This is a genomic window from Alloyangia mangrovi, assembly GCF_002300555.2.
Lineage (GTDB): Bacteria > Pseudomonadota > Alphaproteobacteria > Rhodobacterales > Rhodobacteraceae > Salipiger > Salipiger mangrovi.
This window is the reverse complement of record NZ_NTHN02000085.1, coordinates 1-15,047: the sequence shown is the minus strand read 5'-3', so window position 1 is coordinate 15,047 and position 15,047 is coordinate 1. Positions and strand designations below refer to the sequence as shown.

Annotated in this window: 17 protein-coding genes; 7 read left to right on the top strand and 10 right to left on the bottom strand. The window is 67.2% G+C overall.

All coding sequences use genetic code 11. The features are described 5' to 3' along the window. Positions 1 to 341: 341 nt before the first annotated feature. The 4 genes from CLG85_RS25580 to aat all read left to right on the top strand — a co-directional run bounded on the left by CLG85_RS25580 (position 342) and on the right by aat (position 3,716). Positions 342 to 953: a hypothetical protein gene (locus CLG85_RS25580; RefSeq protein WP_141244716.1), complete on the top strand. Its 612-nt coding sequence runs from the start codon at positions 342 to 344 to the stop codon at positions 951 to 953. A gap of 209 nt (positions 954 to 1,162) precedes the next feature. Further along, positions 1,163 to 1,651: an acetyl-CoA carboxylase biotin carboxyl carrier protein gene (gene accB / locus CLG85_RS25575; RefSeq protein ID WP_224843695.1), complete on the top strand. Its 489-nt coding sequence runs from the start codon at positions 1,163 to 1,165 to the stop codon at positions 1,649 to 1,651. Between the two features lie 10 nt (positions 1,652 to 1,661). Next, entirely contained in the window at positions 1,662 to 3,014 is a 1,353-nt protein-coding gene (gene accC / locus CLG85_RS25570; RefSeq protein WP_260350245.1) for an acetyl-CoA carboxylase biotin carboxylase subunit, read from the top strand. A gap of 66 nt (positions 3,015 to 3,080) precedes the next feature. Continuing rightward, a complete protein-coding gene (gene aat / locus CLG85_RS25565; RefSeq protein WP_095881272.1) occupies positions 3,081 to 3,716 on the top strand; it encodes a leucyl/phenylalanyl-tRNA--protein transferase in 636 nt (211 codons plus the stop codon). On the opposite strand, the gene CLG85_RS25560 is transcribed toward aat, so the two are convergent. From CLG85_RS25560 to CLG85_RS25515, 10 genes are all read right to left on the bottom strand, one after another. Then, positions 3,680 to 4,039, bottom strand: coding sequence for a DUF2155 domain-containing protein (locus tag CLG85_RS25560; RefSeq protein WP_095881273.1), 360 nt, complete (start codon positions 4,037 to 4,039; stop codon positions 3,680 to 3,682). The genes aat and CLG85_RS25560 overlap by 37 nt on opposite strands. Next, complete coding sequence (gene mlaD / locus CLG85_RS25555; RefSeq protein ID WP_095881274.1) at positions 4,036 to 4,485, bottom strand: outer membrane lipid asymmetry maintenance protein MlaD; 450 nt, start codon at positions 4,483 to 4,485, stop codon at positions 4,036 to 4,038. The genes CLG85_RS25560 and mlaD overlap by 4 nt, the downstream gene beginning before the upstream one ends. A 17-nt stretch (positions 4,486 to 4,502) precedes the next feature. After that, complete coding sequence (locus CLG85_RS25550; protein ID WP_095881275.1) at positions 4,503 to 4,886, bottom strand: NADH:ubiquinone oxidoreductase subunit NDUFA12; 384 nt, start codon at positions 4,884 to 4,886, stop codon at positions 4,503 to 4,505. An 80-nt stretch (positions 4,887 to 4,966) separates the two neighbouring features. After that, entirely contained in the window at positions 4,967 to 5,329 is a 363-nt protein-coding gene (locus tag CLG85_RS25545; protein WP_095881276.1) for a RidA family protein, read from the bottom strand. Between the two features lie 4 nt (positions 5,330 to 5,333). After that, on the bottom strand, positions 5,334 to 5,891 hold the full coding sequence (locus tag CLG85_RS25540; protein ID WP_260350243.1) for a hypothetical protein: 558 nt from the start codon (positions 5,889 to 5,891) through the stop codon (positions 5,334 to 5,336). Positions 5,892 to 5,972: 81 nt separating this feature from the next. Continuing rightward, a complete protein-coding gene (clpX, locus tag CLG85_RS25535) occupies positions 5,973 to 7,238 on the bottom strand; it encodes an ATP-dependent Clp protease ATP-binding subunit ClpX (RefSeq protein ID WP_095881278.1) in 1,266 nt (421 codons plus the stop codon). Positions 7,239 to 7,394: 156 nt separating this feature from the next. Further along, a complete protein-coding gene (locus CLG85_RS25530) occupies positions 7,395 to 8,021 on the bottom strand; it encodes an ATP-dependent Clp protease proteolytic subunit (RefSeq protein WP_095881279.1) in 627 nt (208 codons plus the stop codon). Between the two features lie 110 nt (positions 8,022 to 8,131). Further along, positions 8,132 to 9,052, bottom strand: a complete 921-nt coding sequence (locus tag CLG85_RS25525; RefSeq protein ID WP_095881280.1) for a cation diffusion facilitator family transporter — start codon at positions 9,050 to 9,052, stop codon at positions 8,132 to 8,134. 140 nt (positions 9,053 to 9,192) lie between these two features. Next, complete coding sequence (locus tag CLG85_RS25520; RefSeq protein WP_176476504.1) at positions 9,193 to 9,351, bottom strand: hypothetical protein; 159 nt, start codon at positions 9,349 to 9,351, stop codon at positions 9,193 to 9,195. Between the two features lie 209 nt (positions 9,352 to 9,560). Further along, the gene (locus CLG85_RS25515) at positions 9,561 to 10,148 is read right to left on the bottom strand and encodes a riboflavin synthase (protein ID WP_095881281.1); all 588 of its coding nucleotides are present in this window, start codon (positions 10,146 to 10,148) and stop codon (positions 9,561 to 9,563) included. Between the two features lie 145 nt (positions 10,149 to 10,293). On the opposite strand from CLG85_RS25515, the gene CLG85_RS25510 reads away from it, so the two are divergent. The 3 genes from CLG85_RS25510 to CLG85_RS25500 all read left to right on the top strand — a co-directional run bounded on the left by CLG85_RS25510 (position 10,294) and on the right by CLG85_RS25500 (position 14,884). After that, positions 10,294 to 11,604 carry a capsule polysaccharide biogenesis protein gene (locus CLG85_RS25510; RefSeq protein ID WP_095881282.1) on the top strand — a complete coding sequence of 437 codons (1,311 nt, stop codon included), beginning with the start codon at positions 10,294 to 10,296 and terminating at the stop codon, positions 11,602 to 11,604. Between the two features lie 95 nt (positions 11,605 to 11,699). Then, a complete protein-coding gene (locus tag CLG85_RS25505; protein WP_095881283.1) occupies positions 11,700 to 12,842 on the top strand; it encodes a polysaccharide biosynthesis/export family protein in 1,143 nt (380 codons plus the stop codon). Positions 12,843 to 12,856: 14 nt separating this feature from the next. After that, the gene (locus CLG85_RS25500; protein ID WP_375796954.1) at positions 12,857 to 14,884 is read left to right on the top strand and encodes a capsule polysaccharide biogenesis protein; all 2,028 of its coding nucleotides are present in this window, start codon (positions 12,857 to 12,859) and stop codon (positions 14,882 to 14,884) included. The last annotated feature ends 163 nt before the right edge of the window (positions 14,885 to 15,047 follow it).

The following is a 15,047-nucleotide window of genomic DNA, read 5'->3' as shown; positions in this document are numbered from 1 at the left end:
AGACCCCTCGGTCGTCGACGACCTCATCGAAAACCGCGCCAACAAGGGGTGAGCGCCCCTTTGCCGCCGGATCGGGGGGCTCCTTCGGGAGCCCTTCATCGTCTCTGGTGTCGTCTCCAGACGTTCAGCCGCGGTTAACCAGTTTACCGAAAACTAGGAAGAATCCGCGGCATCCTGCTGCCCGGAGCGCCGCCTTGTGCTAGTCTTGATCCCGTGGGGCCGATAGCAGACGGAGCGTTTCGATGCAGTTGACAGGTGTTCCCCAAGTGGTGGCACCTCTGGCCACCGGGCATCCCCTCGGCTTGCCCGGCGCCCCGGTCAGGACGGCCGAGGAGACCAAGGTGCAACCGGTCAAAGAGCAGTCCACGACCGACACGGATCATGGCGCCGACCATGGGACCGAGGGCCAGTCGCCCACCGGCTTCTGGCGCAGCCTCACCGGCCTGCCGGACCCGGTCAATCACGTGGCGCCGCCCTCGATCATGCAGATCCGCATCTCGGCCCTGCTCGAGGAGCAGGCCGAGGCGCTGCTGAAAGAGCTGCGCGACAAGGCCATCGCCCGTATCGCGGTCGAGACACCTCGCATGGCAGAGACGGAGCCGACCGCCGCGCCTTCGCAAGACGAGGGGGCCGGGCAGACCGCGAGCCCCGATCCCGCAGCGGAGCCAACCATACGGAGCACCGTCGGCTCCGGAGACGGGCAGAATGGCCCGCGGTCGCCAGAGGACAATGTGGCCCCGGCGGCTGCCGATCCGGTGGTGACCCGGTCCGAACCTGCGGCCCCGGTCAAAGCGCCCGAAGCGTCTTCTGGCGCCCCTGCCACTGGCAAGGACCTGCCGGTGTCGCACCAGGAGGACCGCCGCCCGACCCCCGCCGCGGGACCCGCGCAGCACGCCTATGGCACTGATTCGGCCTCATTCAACCTGTCGGAAGAACCCCTGGGCGCGGGCTGAGCCCCCCGCCCGGACCTCGGGAAGCCCCCGCGAGCGCCCGCCATCCCGGTTTTCCTGCCCGGAAGCGGGCCAAAACACCACGCTTCCTGCCCCGCTCTCGCCGGTTTTCCCGCACCGCCTCGCTTTTCATGCGCCAAAGCTTGTCTTATAAGCGCGAAATCATCAGGCCCTGCACAGACCGGGCCCAGCATAAAACCGGCGAGGACCGCATGAGCAAAGACAACCACGAAGCCGACGTGGCCTTCATCAAGGCACTGGCTGAGCTGCTCCGTGACAACGACCTGACCGAACTGCAGGTCAAGCGCGAATACGGCGAAGAAGACAGCCTCAACGTGCGCGTGAGCCGCGTGCAACCGCAGGCGCCCGTCGCCGCATCGGTGGCCATGCCCGCCGCCGCACCTGCCGCAGCCCCGGCACCCGCAGCGGCCCCCGCGGCAGAGCTGCCCGAGGATCCGGCCGCGCACCCTGGCGCCGTCACTTCGCCGATGGTCGGCACCGTCTACATGCAGCCCGAGCCCGGCGCCCCGTCGTTCATCTCGGTCGGCGCGCAGGTCAAGGAAGGCGACACGCTGGTCATCGTCGAGGCGATGAAGACCATGAACCACATTCCCGCCCCGCGCGCGGGCACGGTCAAGCGCATCCTCGTCGAGGACGGCGCCCCGGTCGAATACGGCGCCCCGCTGGTCATCCTCGAGTAAGAGGCCCAGCATGTTCGACAAAATCCTCATCGCGAACCGTGGCGAGATCGCGCTCCGCGTGATCCGCGCCTGCCGCGAGATGGGCATCGCCTCGGTGGCGGTCCACTCGACGGCGGACGCCGACGCCATGCACGTGCGCATGGCCGACGAGACGATCTGCATCGGCCCCGCGCCCTCGTCGGAAAGCTACCTGTCGCCGGCCGCGATCATCTCGGCCTGCGAAGTCACCGGCGCCCAGGCGATCCACCCGGGCTACGGCTTCCTGTCGGAAAACGCCCGCTTCGTGCAGATGGTCGAGGACCACGGCCTCACCTTCATCGGCCCGACCGCCGAGCACATCCGCGTCATGGGTGACAAGATCACCGCCAAGGACACGATGAAGGCGCTCGGCGTGCCCTGCGTGCCCGGCTCGGACGGCGGCGTGCCCGACCTCGAGACCGCCAAGCAGGTCGGTCGCGACATCGGCTACCCGGTGATCATCAAGGCCACCGCTGGCGGCGGCGGGCGCGGCATGAAGGTCGCGGCCTCCGAGGCCGAGATGGAGCGCGCCTTCCAGACCGCCCGTGCAGAAGGCAAAGCCGCCTTCGGCAACGACGAGGTCTACATCGAGAAGTACCTGCAGAAGCCGCGCCACATCGAGATCCAGGTCTTCGGTGACGGCAAGGGCAAGGCGGTCCACCTCGGCGAGCGCGACTGCTCGCTGCAGCGCCGCCACCAGAAGGTCTTCGAAGAGGCTCCCGGCCCCTGCATCACCCCCGAGGAGCGCGCGCGCATCGGCAAGGTCTGCGCGGACGCCGTGGCCAAGATCAACTACACCGGCGCCGGCACCATCGAGTTCCTCTACGAGGACGGCGAGTTCTATTTCATCGAGATGAACACTCGCCTGCAGGTGGAGCACCCGGTGACCGAGGCGATCTTCGGCGTGGACCTCGTGCGCGAGCAGATCCGCGTGGCTTCGGGCATGGACCTGTCGTTCGGTCAGGATGAGCTCGAGATCAACGGCCATGCCATCGAGGTGCGGATCAACGCCGAGCGCCTGCCGACCTTCGCGCCCTGCCCCGGCAAGATCACCCAGTACCACGCACCGGGCGGCCTTGGCGTGCGCATGGACAGCGCGCTCTATCAGGGCTACTCGATCCCGCCCTATTACGACAGCCTGATCGGCAAGCTGATCGTGCACGGGCGCGACCGCAACGAGGCGCTCTCGCGGCTCGACCGCGCGCTTGGCGAGCTGATCGTCGACGGCGTGGACACCACGCTGCCGCTCTTCTCCGCCCTGCTGCAGGAGAAGGACATCCTGACCGGCAACTACTCGATCCACTGGCTCGAGAAATGGCTGGCCAGCAAGCTCGCCGACGCCTGATCCGCGCGTGAGCAGAGCGGAGCAATCCCTTGTTGCGGCCCCTTCCCGATCCCGGGGAGGGGCCGCATGACTCTGAGCCCCGAGTTGCTGTTGCAGGCCTATCGCGCCGGCATCTTCCCGATGGCCGAGCACCGCGACGACCCCGAGCTGTTCTGGGTCGATCCGCGCCGCCGGGGCGTCATCCCGATAAATGGTTTCCGCATCTCGCGCAGCCTCGCACGGCGGCTGCGACGGGAGGATTACGAGGTCACCTTCGACCGAGATTTCGACGGGGTGATCGACGCCTGCGCCGACCGGCGCGAGACTTGGATCAACCCGGAGATCCGCGCGCTCTTCACCGAGCTGCACCGCCGCGGCCACGCCCATTCGATCGAGGTCTGGATGCAGGATGAGCTGGTCGGCGGGGTTTACGGTCTCGAAGTTGGCGGTGCCTTCTGCGGCGAGTCGATGTTCTCGCGCCGCCGCGACGGCTCGAAGATCGCGCTGGCCTGGCTGATCGACCTGCTGAAACGGGCAGGCTTCATGCTCTTCGACACGCAGTTCCTGACCGAGCATCTCGCCAGCCTCGGCGCCATCGAGATCCCTCGCCAGCAGTACCGCGCGCAGCTCGCAACGGCGCTTCGGGTGTCGCCGGACCTGGCCGGCACGCCCCTGGCAAGTTCAGGTCAGGACGTCGTGCAGCGCAACACCCAGACGTCGTAGCGCTGGTTGTCCATCGGGTTGAGCGCCGGCGACGAGGCGATCATCCAGCCGCGGAACACAGGATCCGGGGTGCCCGCCTCGCGGATGGTCAGGAAGGCAAAGGCATCGCCCGCCCGGTTGCCCTCGGGATACCTGCATTCCTGCAGCGCGATCTCGATGCGCCCAAAGGCGACGCTGGCACCCGAGGCCACCTCGAGGTCGGTGACCCGTCCGGTCAGCTTGTCGAGCCCGCGCAGGACGGCGCCAGAGCCGGTTTCGGTGGCGTCCTGCGCCCCGGCCGCCGTCGCAGCCAGTATCAGAAGCCCTGCCAGAGCGCGTTTCATTCGCTTCCTCCCGCGACGTATTTCAGCAGCAGGGAGATCAGGCTGACCGAACCCTGCGTGTCCAGCACCTCGTCACCCGCGCCGTAGTAGAAGGGCGAGCCGCCGGGGCTGATCTCGACGAAATTGCCGCCCAGAAGCCCCTCGGAGGAGATCACGATCGAGCTGTCGTCGGGCAGCCGCACACCGTCCTGGACCATCAACGTCATGTCGGCGCGATAGGTTTCCGGGTTGAGGCGGATTTCGCTGACCGAACCGACCTTTACCCCCGCGAGCCGCACGTCGCTGCCCACGTTGATCCCCTCGAGCGAGCGGAAGCTGGCATCGAGCGCATAGCCCTTGTCACCACCAATGGAAAAGCCGGTGGCGCTGACCGCATAGGCCCCGAAGGCGATGGCGCCGGCCAGCACCAACCCGCCGACGGTCACCTCTGTGGCAGTGTGCGACATGGGATTAATCCGGGCTCTTATTCAGGGCTCCACGCCTCGTAGTCGCGGCGCGGGGCCGGCTCGGGGCGGCGGATCGAGCCCTTGGGCGCATAGGCCAGGGCGGTGCCGGTCAGGTTCTCGACATGCGGCTTTTCCCAGGCCTTGTGCGGCAGCGGGCGCTCGGTCGGCGGCGCGTCGAAGGTGTGGTGCAGCCAGCCGTGCCACTCGGGGCTGACGCGGGTCGCCTCGGCCTCGCCGTTGTACATGACCCAGCGGCGCGTGCCGTCCTTGGTCTGGTAGAAGACGTTCCCCTGCTCGTCCTCACCGACGCGCTGGCCCTTGCGGGACGTGTAGAGCTGGGTGTTCAGCGTCGCCCCGTTCCACCAGGTAACGGCCCGCAGCAACGTGTTGAGAATGCCCATGGACGACTCCTCGCTTGATCCTGCCCCGTGTATGACCAAATCCGCCGCCGAGGTCCAGCGGCGACGATGCGCCTGCGGCCTCAGGCCGGTGCGAGTGTGGTCAATTCGATTTCTATCCGGAATTTCGGGTCGATCAGCGCCGTCTCGATCATCGTTGCAACGGGTGGATTGCCTCCGAAGGTCTCGCGCAGCAGCGGCCAGCAGGGTTCGAACTCGGCGGCGTCTGGCAGGTAGTAGGTCACCCGCACGGCGTCGGCAAAGCTTGCCCCGGCCTCGGCCAGCGCCTTCTCGATGGTCGCCAGCGCCGAGCGGCACTGTTCGACCACCGTCTCGCCCTGCCCCACCGTGCCGGCAACATGCACGAAGCCGCCCGCGACCACGGCGCGGCAATAGCCGATTTTCGCCTCGAATTCACCGCCGGAGGAAATACGCCTGATGGTCATGGGGTCAGCTCCCGAGCCGGATGCGCGCCGCAAGACGGCCATCGGCGGAAAAGATGTGGAGATCCTCGGCGGTCGCGCTGCGCATGTACCAGTTGCCCGGCGCGTCGAGCGCCTGCTGCAGTTCCGCGCCCAGTTCCGCCTGCCACTCGCCGCGGCACTCCGCGAGCACATCGACCGGCAGCGCGCCGAACAGCCGTTCCGGAGACTGCCGCCAGTCGCCGCCGAAGCGCTCCCACCAGGCGGTGCCGAACGTCGAGGTCGGCGGCGTGTTGGCAACGCCGGAGCCGGTGCGGATGATCGCATAGGTGCAGCCCTCCTCCCCTTCCGAGACGGGCTTGCTGGCCAGCACGTCCTCGATCGGCAGCAGGCCCCCGAAAACCTTGCGGGCATAGGCCTCGGTCCCGGGCGCGGCCGAGCCCGCGCCGGGCACAAGGGATGCGCTGTTGTAGCGGCTCAGCCCGTCGTGGGCGGCCGGAAGACTGCGCGCATTGACATCACGCCCCTGGAAGTAGGCGAACCATGCCCATCCCCCCCAAAAAGAAAATGCCTGCCACGACGGCAAGCATTCTCAAAGCGTTCTGTACAAGCTGCGCCAGGAACCAGGTCATTTACTCATACCAGAAAGTCACTTGTTACACTTGGATCAGCCGGCTGACGCGGGCTCCTTCTTGGGGTCCGTGTAGATCAGCAGCGGCTTGGCGTCGGCGTTCACCGATTCCTCGTTCACTACGACCTCGGTCACGTCGGCCATGCCCGGCAGTTCGAACATGGTGTCGAGCAGGATGCCCTCGAGGATCGAGCGCAGGCCACGGGCGCCGGTCTTGCGCGCGATCGCCTTCTTGGCGATGGCCGAGAGCGCATCGTCGGTGAAGGTGAGCGTGGTGTCCTCCATCTCGAAGAGGCGCTGGTACTGCTTGACCAAGGCGTTCTTCGGCTGGGTGAGGATGGTCACCAGCGCGTCCTCGTCGAGGTCCTCGAGCGTTGCGATCACCGGCAGACGGCCGACGAATTCAGGGATCAGGCCGAACTTCAGCAGGTCCTCGGGTTCGAGTTCCTTGAAGATCTCGCCGGTGCCGCGCTGGTCGGGGTCGCGCACATCAGCGCCGAAGCCCATGGCAGAGCCCTTGCCGCGCTGCGCGATGATCCGGTCGAGACCGGCAAAGGCGCCGCCGCAGATGAACAGGATGTTGGTCGTGTCCACCTGCAGGAATTCCTGCTGCGGGTGCTTGCGGCCGCCCTGCGGCGGAACCGAGGCGACGGTGCCTTCCATCAGCTTCAGCAGCGCCTGCTGCACGCCCTCGCCCGACACGTCGCGGGTGATCGAGGGGTTCTCGGACTTGCGGGTAATCTTGTCGACCTCGTCGATGTAGACGATGCCGCGCTGCGCGCGCTCGACGTTGTACTCGCTCGACTGCAGCAACTTGAGGATGATGTTCTCGACATCCTCGCCCACGTAGCCGGCTTCGGTCAGCGTCGTCGCGTCGGCCATGGTGAAGGGCACGTCAAGAATGCGCGCCAGCGTCTGCGCCAGCAGCGTCTTGCCGCAGCCGGTCGGGCCGATCAGCAGGATGTTGGATTTCGCCAGCTCGATGTCGCCACTCTTTTGCGAGTGGTTGAGCCGCTTGTAGTGGTTATGCACGGCCACCGAGAGCACGCGCTTCGCCTTCATCTGGCCGATCACGTAATCGTCCAGAACGTCGCAGATCTCGCGCGGCGTGGGCACACCGTCGGAGGACTTCAGGCCAGCGCCCTTGGTCTCCTCGCGGATGATATCCATGCAGAGCTCGACGCATTCGTCGCAGATGAAGACGGTCGGTCCCGCGATCAGCTTGCGTACCTCGTGCTGGCTCTTGCCGCAGAAGCTGCAATACAGGGTGTTTTTGCTGTCGCCGCCGGAGTTCGTCGCCATGTCACACCTTTCCAGGCCTTGTGTTCGCATTGGTCGGGGCCGTTGCCCCGACGAGGCCTATCGTCTCTGCCAAGTCCGGAAAGTCTAGGACAGGCCTTTCCGGTCCACAATGTCAAAATTGCCGCGCGCGGATCAGCGCGCGGCACGCGCGGCGGGTTACGCCGCGTCGGCGCTGCCGCGCTTCTCTACGATCTCGTCGATGAGGCCCCAGGCCTTCGCGTCCTCGGCCGACATGAAGTTGTCGCGCTCGAGCGCCCGCTCGACTTCCTCAAGGGTGCGGCCGCAATGCTTCACGTAGATCTCGTTGAGGCGGCGCTTCAGCTTCAGCGTTTCCTCGGCGTGGATCATAATGTCGGTCGCCTGGCCCTGGTAGCCGCCCGAGGGCTGGTGCACCATGACGCGGCTGTTCGGCAGCGAGAAGCGCATGCCCGGCTCGCCGGCGGCAAGCAGCAGCGAACCCATCGAGGCCGCCTGGCCGATCACCAGCGTCGAGACCTTGGGCTTGATGTACTGCATGGTGTCGTAGATCGACAGGCCCGAGGTCACCACGCCGCCCGGGCTGTTGATGTACATCGAGATTTCCTTGCTCGGGTTCTCGGCCTCGAGGTGCAGCAGCTGCGCCACGATCAGCGAGGACATCCCGTCATGCACCGGGCCCGAGAGGAAGATGATGCGCTCCTTCAGCAGGCGCGAGAAAATGTCGTAGGCCCGCTCGCCGCGGCTGGTCTGCTCGACGACCATGGGGACGAGGGTGTTCATGTACGTTTCAAAAGGGTCTTTCATCTTCGCCTGCCTGCTGTGTCGTGTCCAAATGGTGCCTAGCGCGCGCGCGTTAAACGAGTCTTAGTGTCGGGCCAAAGGGGCTGCAAGGGCTGCCGCGCCAATTCCCCCGCTCATGCGTCCCCCCAGTCCTGCGGTGAGGCGCAACTGTGCCGGCTGCATTCCAGTTCCAGCGTCACCTGCCGCAGGCCGAAACGGCTCTGCATCTCTTCCTTCACCGCGCGCTTGATGCCGTCGGCGCGGGCCCAGGCCCCCTCGTCGACCACGAGATGCGCCTGCAGCGCGGTGGTGTGCTCGTCGACCTGCCACAGGTGCGCCTTGTGCAGCCCGGCCACGCCCTCGATGGCCTGTGCCGCCTCCAGCACCTGCGCCGGCACCACGTCCGGCGGGCTGCCCAGCATCAGCACACGGATCACACCGCCGATCTCGGCAAAGGCCATCCACAGGATGTATCCGGCGATCAGCAGCGTCACCAGCGGGTCGATCCAGGTCCAGCCGAAGAGCAGGATCAGCGTCCCTGCGAGGATGACCGCCAGCGAACCCATGGCATCGGCCACGTTGTGCAGGAAGGCGGCGCGGATATTGTGGCTGTCCTTCGACATCGAATAGGTCAGCAGCGCGGTCGCCACGTCGATGACCAGCGCCACGCCGGCGATGATCACGATCATCCAACCCTCGACCGGCTCGGGAGAGAGGAACCGCAGGACCGCCTCGATCATCAGGTAGACGCCGATGACGATGAGCGTGGTGTAGTTGATCAGCGCCGCCACGCTCTCGGCGCGGGCGTAGCCGAAGGGCATCTCGGCATTGGCCGGGCGGCGGGCGATCTTTCGCGCCAGCGCCGCGATGATCAATGAGATCGCGTCCGAGAAATTGTGCAGCGCGTCGGCGATCATCGCGAGGCTGCCCGAGAGGATTCCGCCCACCACCTGCGCGACGGTGAGCAGCATGTTCACGCCGACCGCGAGCGCCATGCGGAAATCGCCGGCCTCGGGGTCCACGTGGTGGTGGTGGTGATGGTGGTGGTGACTCATGCGGGCATCAGGCGCTCGTACGCCGGGAAGGTCAATAGGGCCAGCAGGATAAGTAAGGTGCCGCTCAAAGCAGCACCCCGTCCGCCTGCGGCACGAGTAGGAACATCGGAAATAGGTATTGCCTCTGCGAATTCCGCCGGTCAGAGCACCGCGTCGGGGGTCTCGGGCTCCGCATGCTGGAGCGTGCGGGTAATATCGTAGCCGGGCTGCTCGGCGTGCTCGTTCTTCGGAAACAACCCCAGCGCCGCGGAAAGCGACAGCACCGCGGCGGTGCAGAGGATCCAGTGGCGAAAGCTCATCGGGGCGTCCTTCTTCTTGCCTGTTGGTGCGGGGCGCTGAATTTCAATATGGGGCGCTCTGCTGCGCAATCCACCCGACTATGCGGGAACCCCGGGTCAATACGGGCTCACGATCCCGCGAGGGTCAGGGTTAATGGCATGTTTCCGCGCAACAAAGAAAAACGGCCCCCGAGCGGGAGCCGTCCACTTGTGCCGAAAAACCGGTCGCCTCAGCTCATTTCGCGCAGCCGCGCGACGTAGCGGGCCATGGTGTCGATCTCGAGGTTGACCTTGTCGCCCAGCTTCACGCCGCCCCAGGTGGTGACCTCCTTGGTGTGCGGAATGAAGTTGATGCCAAAGACCGTGCCTTGCACCTCGTTCACGGTCAGCGAGGTGCCGTTCAGCGCCACCGAGCCCTTGGAGGCGATGAACTTGGCCAGCTCGTCCGGCGCGCGCAGCTGCACTCGGGTGCTGTCGCCCTCGTCCTGGATCGAAATCACCTCTGCCAGCCCGTCAACATGGCCCGACACGATGTGCCCGCCGAGCTCGTCGCCGACCTTCAGCGCGCGCTCGAGGTTCACCCGCCTGCCGGGTTCCCAGCCACCAAGGTTGGTCTTCGACAAGGTCTCGGCGCTGATCTGCACGTCGAACCAGTCGTCGCCGAGCGTGACCACGGTCAGGCAGACGCCGTCGCAGGCGATGGAGGCGCCGATCTCGATGCCCGCGGTGTCATAGGCGGTGCCAATGCGTGCGGTCAGGTCGCCCGCCTGTTCGAGCGCCCGGATTTCCCCCATGTCGGTGACGATGCCGGTGAACATCTGCAAATCCTCTCGAAGACCCCGAGCACCATAGAGCGCTGGTCAGGGGCCTTATTTTGGTCAAATACTGCCGCTAGGAGGAGCCACCGGACCGAAGAGCCGGGCGCCAACCCCTTACGAGTAGGCCGATCCTTAACGAGTGCCCATGTCCAAGGCAACCGCAGAGCATAAAGCCGCGCAGCCGCGCCGCGTCTTCCTCTTCCTGCAGGGGCCACACGGGCCGTTCTTTCACCGTCTCGGCGTGATGCTGCGCCGCACCGGGGCCGAGGTCTGGCGGGTCGGCTTCAACGCCGGCGACCGCGCCTTCTGGTTCCACGGCGAGAGCTACCTTCCCTACAACGGCAGCCCCGCGGATTGGCCCACCCATTTCGCCGCCCTGCTCGACGAGAAGCGCGTCACCGACCTCGTGCTCTACGGCGACACCCGCGGCATCCACGCCGAGGCGGTGGCCGAGGCGCGGCGGCGCGGGCTGCGCATCCATGTCTTCGAGGAAGGCTACATGCGCCCTTACTGGGTGACCTACGAGCGCGGCGGCGCCAACGGCCACTCGCGGCTGATGCAGATGGGCGTGGCGGACATGCGCGAGGCGCTCGAACGGTCCGACATGGAGGCGCCCCTGCCCCCCGGACATTGGGGCGACATGCGCCAGCACATCTTCTACGGCGCGCTCTACCACTGGTTCGTGATGTTCCGGAACGGTGAGTACCGCAACTTCCGCGCCCATCGCGACCTGCCCGTGGCGCGCGAGTTCCAGCTCTACCTGAAGCGCCTTCTGACGATGCCGCTGACCCGGATCGAGCGCTTTGTCGAGACCCTGAGCATCCGCCGTGGCGGCTACCCCTACCACCTCGTGCTGCTGCAGCTCGAGCATGACTCCAGCTTCCGCAAGCATTCGCCCTTCGAGAGCATGGCCGAGTTCGTCGAGCTCGTTCTGGAAGGCTTCGCTCAAGGCGCGCCGGGCCACCATCACCTCGTCTTCAAGGCCCACCCGCTGGAAAACGGCCAACTGCCGCTGCGCCGGATGATCGCCGAGGCCGCCTGTCGCCTCGGCATCGCCGACCGGGTGCATTTCGTCCCCGGTGGCAAGCTGGCGCGGCTGCTCGACGACGCGCGCAGCGCGGTGACGGTGAATTCCACCGCCGGGCAGCAGGTGCTCTGGCGCGGCATTCCGCTCCGGACCTTCGGCCGCGCGGTCTATGCCAAGCCCGAGTTCGTCTCCGACCAGCCGCTGCCCCAGTTCTTCGCTTTGCCGACCCGCCCCGACAGCCGCGCCTACAAGGACTATCGACGGTATCTGCTTGAAACCAGCCAGATTCCCGGAGGTTTCTACGCCTCGCGCGGGCGCAGACAACTTCTGCGGCAGGTGGTCGACATGATGCTCTCGCCACACGATCCCTACGACGCGCTGCGCAACGGGACCGCGGCGCCACGGCAACAGTTGCGGCTGGTCCGCTGACCCTGCGCCAAGGCCGGACTCGCTTTTGAAACCGCATTTCCGTACCTTACGCAAAAAACCTGAGGCAGATAAGAACAGGTCGAGGAGACCGAGCCGTGAAACAGTCCCGCTCCCGATGGGCGAAATCCGCCGCCCTTCTGGCCGCAGTGTCGATTCTGGCATCCTGCGCCCTGCCACGCGTCGGTCCCAACAAGGATGAAATCTACTCTGGCTCGGTGATGCGCGAAGGCGACGCCTTTATCGTTACCGTGAACGACCGGGTGACCCGCGCCACCGCCGTCGTGCCTGCACTCGGCTTCTCCGACCAGTTCCAGGGCGCCGGCCTCGTCGGCTCCGACACCATCCAGCCCGGCGACACGCTGGGGCTGACGATCTGGGAAAACGTCGACGACGGGCTTCTGGCCGCCGCCGAGACCAACGCCACCGCGCTCGAAGAGGTGCAGGTTGACGGCTCGGGCTTCATCTTCGTGCCCTACGCCGGTCGCATCAAGGCCTCGGGCAACTCGCCCGAGACCGTGCGCCGGATCATCACCGAGAAGCTGCAGGACCAGACCCCCGACCCGCAGGTCGAGGTGCGCCGCCTTGCCGGCGACGGCTCGACGGTCAGCCTTGTCGGCGCAGTCGGGGGCCAGGGCGTCTACGCCATCGAGCGCCCGACCCGCACGCTGTCTTCCATGCTGGCCCGCGCCGGCGGCATCACCATCCAGCCCGAGATCGCCCAGATCACCGTGCTGCGCGGTGCGAGCCAGGGCAAGATCTGGTTCCAGGACCTCTACAAGAACCCGCGCTACGACATCGCCCTGCGCGGCGGCGACCGTATCCTGGTCGAGGAGGACACCCGCGCCTTCACCGCGCTCGGCGCCACCGGCACCCAGGCCCGAGTGCCTTTCGAGACGCAGACGCTCTCCGCCGTCGAGGCCATCGCGCAGGTCGGCGGCCTCGTGCCCTCGGCCTCGGATCCCACCGGCGTCTTCGTGTTCCGCAACGAGCCCGCCGACATTGCCAACCAGGTGCTCGGGCGCAGCGATCTGATCGGCGCGCAGCGCATGGTCTACGTGCTCGATCTGACCAAACCCAACGGCATGTTCATGGCCCGCGACTTCGTGGTGCGCGACCAGGACACGCTCTACGTCACCGAGGCGCCCTACGCGCAGTGGAGCAAGGCGATCACCTCGCTGACCGGCACGCTGACCGCCATCGCCACCGTCTCGACCGTCCGCGACGCGGTGACCAACTGAACAAGGACAAGGCCCTGAATAATCATAACGAGGGACAGGGCAGCGCCGGGGGAGAAATCCCCCGGCGTCTCTATGTCTACACCGGCGGGTTCCTCACCCAGCCCCGGCTGAGGCGGATCCTGACCCTGGCAGGATGGAAGGTGTCGCTGGGCCGTCCTTCGGCACAGGACCACGTTGGCGTCTGGGGCCAGTCGCCCTATGCAGGGCGCGGCGAGGCAATGGCCGCACGCACCGGCGCCTCCCTGCTGCGCATCGAGGATGCCTTCCTGCGCTCGCTCCACCCGGGTCGCAAGGGAGAGCCGCCGCTGGGCCTGCTGCTCGACCGCACCGGCGTGCATTTCGACGCCAGCGCGCCTTCGGATCTGGAGACCCTGCTCGCCACCCACCCGCTCGACGACCATGCCCTGCTGCAGCGTGCGCGCGGCGGCATCGCCCGGATGCGCGAGGCGCATCTCACCAAGTACACCGGCTTCGACCCTGCCGCGCCCGTGCCCGAGCCCGGCTACGTGCTGGTCATCGACCAGACGCAGGGCGACGCCTCGGTCCGCGCCTCGGGCGGCGACCGCAACCGCTTCCTCGAGATGCTCTACTGGGCGCAGGAGGAAAACCCCGGTGCCCGCATCGTCATCAAGACCCACCCCGAAACCGCGCAAGGCCTGCGGTCGGGGCATTTCACACCAGCGGATGCGCAGGAACGGATCAGCCTCTGCAGCGATCGCGTCTCACCCTGGGCGCTTCTGGAAGGGGCCGTCGCCGTCTACACGCTCAGCTCGCAGATGGGCTTCGAGGCGATCCTTGCCGGGCACCGCCCTCGCGTCTTCGGCACGCCTTTCTATGCCGGATGGGGGCTGACGCAGGACGAGGTTCCGCTCCCGCGGCGGGGCCGCAGCCTCACCCGCGCGCAGCTCTTCGCCGCGGCAATGATCCTCTACCCCACCTGGTACGACCCCTGCCGCGATGCGCTCTGCCCCTTCGAGGACGCCCTCGGCGCGCTTGAGGCGCAGACCCGGGCATGGCGCGAGGACCGGCAAGGATGGGTCGCCTCGGGCATGAGGCTGTGGAAACGGGGGGGCCCTGCAGGCTTCTTCGGCGGGCAGAAAGGAATGGTCTTTGCCGAGGGCCCCGCCGCCGAACGAAAAGCGCAGCGAACCGGTCGCCGCCGCATGGGTTGGGCCGGAAAAGCCGAGGGGGACATGGTGCGGGTCGAGGACGGTTTCCTGCGCTCGCGCGGGCTCGGGGCCGAGCTGGTGCCGCCGCTGTCGCTGGTGCTCGACGATCTCGGCATCTACTACGATCCCAACCGCCCCTCGCGACTGGAAGACATTCTCGCCGAGACGCCCGAGCTGCGCCCCGACCAGCAGGAGCGCACGCAACGGCTCATCGAGCGGCTGACCGGCGCGGGGCTGACCAAGTACAACCTCGGAACCCCGCCACCCGCCCTGCCCGAGGGGCACCGCATCCTTGTCGTCGGGCAGGTCGAGGATGACGCGTCGATCCGCCTCGGCAGCCCCGACATGCAGAGCAACGCCGCACTGCTCGCCCGCACCCGCGCCGAAAACCCCGATGCCGTGCTGCTGTGGAAGCCGCATCCCGACGTCACCGCCGGGCTGCGCAAAGGCACGGTCGAGCACTCGGAGCTATGGGCCGATCTCGCTGTCGAGGGCGCCGAGATGGGCGCTCTGCTGCCGCAGGTGCAGGAGGTCTGGACGATGACCTCGCTCACCGGCTTCGAGGCGCTGCTGCGCGGCATCCCCGTCACCACGCTCGGTGCACCGTTCTACGCGGGCTGGGGACTCACGCGCGATCTCGGGCCGGTCCCGGAGCGGCGCCTTGCCGGCCAGCGCCCGACGCTCGAGGCCCTCGTGCACGCGACGCTCATCGCCTATCCGCGCTACCGCGATCCGGTGAGTGGCCGGCCCTGCACGGTCGAGGTGATCGCCGACCGGCTGGAACGCGGCATGATCCCCCGCCCCGGCCTTCCAAACCGGCTGCTGTCGAAACTGCAGGGGCTGCTCGCCTCGCAGGTGCATCTCTGGCGCTGACCCGCCGGGCCCACCTCTGGCGTTAGCGCCGCGCGCGCAGCGCCCCGAGGCTCGCCGTCATCGCGAAGATCAGCGTCGCCGCGCAGACCATGCTCGGCCCGGCAGGCGTGTCGAAGAGCAGCGCGCCCTCGAGCCCCGCCAGCGCCGAGACCCCGCCGATGCC

Excerpts from the sequence above, each read along its gene's own strand:
- accB (WP_224843695.1), top strand. The coding sequence starts at position 1,163 with ATGAGCAAAGACAACCACGAAGCCGACGTGGCCTTCATCAAGGCACTG.
- accC (WP_260350245.1), top strand. The coding sequence starts at position 1,662 with ATGTTCGACAAAATCCTCATCGCGAACCGTGGCGAGATCGCGCTCCGC.
- aat (WP_095881272.1), top strand. The coding sequence starts at position 3,081 with ATGACTCTGAGCCCCGAGTTGCTGTTGCAGGCCTATCGCGCCGGCATC.
- CLG85_RS25560 (WP_095881273.1), bottom strand. The coding sequence starts at position 4,039 with ATGAAACGCGCTCTGGCAGGGCTTCTGATACTGGCTGCGACGGCGGCC.
- mlaD (WP_095881274.1), bottom strand. The coding sequence starts at position 4,485 with ATGTCGCACACTGCCACAGAGGTGACCGTCGGCGGGTTGGTGCTGGCC.
- CLG85_RS25550 (WP_095881275.1), bottom strand. The coding sequence starts at position 4,886 with ATGGGCATTCTCAACACGTTGCTGCGGGCCGTTACCTGGTGGAACGGG.
- CLG85_RS25545 (WP_095881276.1), bottom strand. The coding sequence starts at position 5,329 with ATGACCATCAGGCGTATTTCCTCCGGCGGTGAATTCGAGGCGAAAATC.
- clpX (WP_095881278.1), bottom strand. The coding sequence starts at position 7,238 with ATGGCGACGAACTCCGGCGGCGACAGCAAAAACACCCTGTATTGCAGC.
- CLG85_RS25530 (WP_095881279.1), bottom strand. The coding sequence starts at position 8,021 with ATGAAAGACCCTTTTGAAACGTACATGAACACCCTCGTCCCCATGGTC.
- CLG85_RS25525 (WP_095881280.1), bottom strand. The coding sequence starts at position 9,052 with ATGAGTCACCACCACCATCACCACCACCACCACGTGGACCCCGAGGCC.
- CLG85_RS25520 (WP_176476504.1), bottom strand. The coding sequence starts at position 9,351 with ATGAGCTTTCGCCACTGGATCCTCTGCACCGCCGCGGTGCTGTCGCTT.
- CLG85_RS25515 (WP_095881281.1), bottom strand. The coding sequence starts at position 10,148 with ATGTTCACCGGCATCGTCACCGACATGGGGGAAATCCGGGCGCTCGAA.
- CLG85_RS25510 (WP_095881282.1), top strand. The coding sequence starts at position 10,294 with ATGTCCAAGGCAACCGCAGAGCATAAAGCCGCGCAGCCGCGCCGCGTC.